Origin of the sequence: Brevundimonas sp., from assembly GCF_016463485.1 — a bacterium.
Taxonomy (GTDB): Bacteria; Pseudomonadota; Alphaproteobacteria; order Caulobacterales; family Caulobacteraceae; genus Brevundimonas.
Genome location: NZ_JAEMRD010000224.1, coordinates 1 through 3,269, shown reverse-complemented (window position 1 = coordinate 3,269; position 3,269 = coordinate 1). Strand labels below are relative to the sequence as shown.

Sequence of the window (3,269 nt, the reverse complement as noted above, 5' to 3'; positions counted from 1 at the left end):
GAATCACGTCATCCCCGGACAACGAGGCGCAGCCGAGGCCGATCCGGGGAGGCGCGTGAGGGCGGAGAGGCGTGCGCGGTTGAGTGCTAGTGCCAGCCTCCCCCCACCGGAAAGGAACCCGAGTGGCCCGAAACAGACCCGCCCGCCCGCACCCCGAAACGGACGACAGGACCGAGGCCTTCGATCCCGCCGAGGTCGAACGCCTGCGCGAGGAACTCGCCGCACGGCTGAACCGCCTGCGCGCCCACATCGAGGCCAAGCGCCGCCAACCCTGGGCTTGGGACAGGTCGACGCCTTCGGAGTGATGCCGTCTCCGCCCAACCTTATCGTTGTTAACCCGCACCGCCTTCGCTAGGCGTCATGGCGAACACCACGGAGCATCCGATGTCGCGGCAGACCGAACGGTTCGAGGGCACCTCGAACTATATCGCCACCCAGGACCTGAAGATCGCGGTCAACGCCGCCGTCGCCCTGGAAAGGCCCCTCCTGATCAAGGGCGAGCCCGGCACCGGCAAGACGGTCCTCGCCTACGAGATGGCCAGGGCGCTGAACGCCCCCCTGATCACCTGGCACATCAAGTCGACGACCAAGGCTCACAACGGCCTCTATGAATACGACGCCGTCAGCCGCCTGCGTGACAGCCAGCTGGGCGAGGAACGGGTCCACGACGTCCGCAACTATCTGAAGCCCGGCAAGCTGTGGGAGGCCTTCACCTCCCCCGTCCGCCCCATCCTTCTGATCGACGAGATCGACAAGGCCGACATCGAGTTCCCCAACGACCTGCTTCAGGAACTCGACCGGATGGAGTTCTTCGTCCAGGAGACCGGCGAAACCATCCGCGCCGCCGTTCGCCCGGTCGTGGTCATCACCTCCAACAACGAAAAGGAATTGCCCGACGCCTTCCTGCGTCGCTGCTTCTTCCACTACATCCGCTTCCCTGACGACGAGACGATGAGGGCCATCGTCGAGGTCCACTTCCCCGGCATCAAGGGCCGGCTGGTCTCCGAGGCCCTGAAGACCTTCTACGAGATACGCGAAACGCCGGGACTGAAGAAAAAGCCCTCGACGTCAGAGCTGCTCGACTGGCTCAAACTGCTGCTGGTTGAGGACATCGATCCCGAAACCCTGCGCGAGAAAACTCCGAACAAGCTGATTCCGCCCCTTCACGGCGCCCTGCTCAAGAACGAACAGGACGTCCACCTTTTCGAGCGTCTGGCCTTCCTGACCCGTCGCGAAGGCGCTCGCCCCGGAAGCTGATCCGCACCCTGCGAACACCATGTCGAACAGGTTTCGTCATGGCGATTACCGCGATTTCACTGGAATGCCGGCGTCGTCGGCGCATGATGACCGCATGAAACGGCCCCCGTCCCTTCGTCTCGCCCTGCTGACCGCCTGCGCGGGGCTCGTCGCCCTCATGGCGGCCTGCGACGACGGCGTGCGCATCACCTCGACCCGATCGGGCGATGAGGCCAAGGGCGTGCTCAAGGTCATCGACGCCCTGCAATGCCCCGACACCCTGGGCTCCCTGACCCGCAAGGGCTCGGCCCAGGCCGACGGCACGGTCTGCACCTATGCCGGTCCGCGCGGTGCCGAGGTGTCGCTGCACCTGGTCCAGCTGGGTGAGGATCCCATCGATACGGTGTTGAAGCGCTTCGAGACCCTGCTGTCAGACTCAATGCCGCGCACGGTCGCCCAGCTTGCGGCGGCGGCGGCGCAGTCGGACGCCGAGGCGGCACGTGCCGATGCCGAGGCCGCCCGAGCCGACGCCGAGGTGGCTGGAGCTGAAGCCACCGCCGAGGCCGCCTCCGCCGAAGCGGCGTCGAGCGGAGACTCGGCCCACATATCCGCCCCCGGCATGCAGATCGACGCCGAGGGCGACCGTGCCCGGGTCAGCCTGCCCGGCATCCACGTCGACGCTGACGGCGACAAGGCCAACGTCCGCATCGGCGGCTTCACCATCCGCGCCGATGACTCCCAGGCCCGCATCTCGGGTACCGGCCGTGTCCCCGGTTCATCGACAGAGGAATCCGTCAGCATCCAGGCCCTAGACAACGCTGCGGTGGTTCATTCCCGCGCGCCGGGAGAGGCCACACGCCAGACCTGGCGCCTGACTGACGACACACCTTCCGACGCCGGTTGGCGCATGGTCGGCTATGAGGCGCGTGGTCCTCGCGGCGGCCCGATCGTCGTCGCCACCGTCCGGGTCCGCGAGCGCCGCTCCGACGACGTCTTCGGAGACGCCAAGGACCTCGTCGCCCTCAACGTCGGGGAATGATGCGGCCAGACATCGTCGCACACACTTGATCGTCACGACGGGATGGGTCACCTGACCGGCCAACCACAGGAACTCCCCAACTTGGCCGCGCCGTCGCTGAAACCCTCGAACAAGGCCCGCCCCCCTAAGGAAGCGAGGGCCTGGCAGCGGATGCTGTCGGGCCGCCGCCTCGACCTCCTCGACCCCTCGCCCCTCGACATCGAGATCGAGGACATCGCCCACGGCCTGGCTCGCGTCGCCCGCTGGAACGGCCAGACCATCGGCGAACACGCCTTCTCGGTCGCCCAGCACTCCTGCGTGGTGGAAGAGATCGCCGCCCACATCAAGCCGGGGCTGGAGCCGAAATGGCGTCTCGCCGCCCTGCTGCACGACGCCTCCGAATACGTCATCGGCGACATGATCTCGCCCTTCAAGGCGGCGCTGGGCATGAACTACAAGGGCTTCGAAGCCCGCCTCGAGGACGCCATCCACGTCCGCTTCGGCCTGCCGCCCAAGTCCCCGCCACCGATCAAGACCCTGATCAAGAAGGCCGACCGCGCCTGCGCCTTCTTCGAGGCGACCCAACTCGCTGGATTCGACCGCGCCGAATCGCTGAAGATTTTTGGCAGTCCTCCGCCCGGCTACGACCTCGTCATCGAGCCCCTGCCCGCCCCGGTCGCCCAGGCCCGCTATCTCGAACGCTACCGCGTCCTGGCCGAGGCCGTCGGCCTGATCCCCGCCCCCGACGCCTGGCACACGGAATAGCGCCGGTGTCGTTCGGTGGAGAACACGGCGTCCGCATCGGCCTGTCGGCCGTGGTCATGGCCGTCCGCGATCGCCGGCTCTGCGTCCTGACCACCACCTCGCCGGACCAGTCAGGACAGGGCGGCGAGATCGCCCTGCCCTTCGGCCCGTTCGACCCGGCCAACGACCGCACCTTCGAGCTGTCTCTGCGGGCCTTCGTCACCGCCCAGACCGGCTTTCGCCCCGGCTTCGTTGAGCAACTCTACACCTT

Annotated in this window: 4 protein-coding genes and 1 pseudogene; all 5 read left to right on the top strand. The window is 67.2% G+C overall.

Translation table 11 applies throughout. The features are described 5' to 3' along the window. The first annotated feature begins 122 nt into the window (after positions 1–122). Positions 123–305, top strand: coding sequence for a hypothetical protein (locus JHC99_RS18170; RefSeq protein WP_292156088.1), 183 nt, complete (start codon positions 123–125; stop codon positions 303–305). 79 nt (positions 306–384) lie between these two features. Beyond that, entirely contained in the window at positions 385–1,257 is an 873-nt protein-coding gene (locus JHC99_RS18165; protein WP_292156087.1) for a MoxR family ATPase, read from the top strand. Between the two features lie 94 nt (positions 1,258–1,351). Further along, positions 1,352–2,275 (top strand): methyltransferase type 11, encoded by a 924-nt coding sequence (locus JHC99_RS18160; protein ID WP_292156086.1) that lies wholly within the window; start codon positions 1,352–1,354, stop codon positions 2,273–2,275. A 150-nt stretch (positions 2,276–2,425) separates the two neighbouring features. Further along, positions 2,426–3,019 (top strand): HD family hydrolase, encoded by a 594-nt coding sequence (locus JHC99_RS18155; RefSeq protein ID WP_292156090.1) that lies wholly within the window; start codon positions 2,426–2,428, stop codon positions 3,017–3,019. 5 nt (positions 3,020–3,024) lie between these two features. Continuing rightward, positions 3,025–3,269 (top strand): annotated as a pseudogene (locus JHC99_RS18150) (NAD regulator); the annotation flags it as partial.

Coding starts and splice junctions, on each gene's coding strand:
- JHC99_RS18165 (WP_292156087.1), top strand. CDS start 385: ATGTCGCGGCAGACCGAACGGTTCGAGGGCACCTCGAACTATATCGCC.
- JHC99_RS18160 (WP_292156086.1), top strand. CDS start 1,352: ATGAAACGGCCCCCGTCCCTTCGTCTCGCCCTGCTGACCGCCTGCGCG.
- JHC99_RS18155 (WP_292156090.1), top strand. CDS start 2,426: ATGCTGTCGGGCCGCCGCCTCGACCTCCTCGACCCCTCGCCCCTCGAC.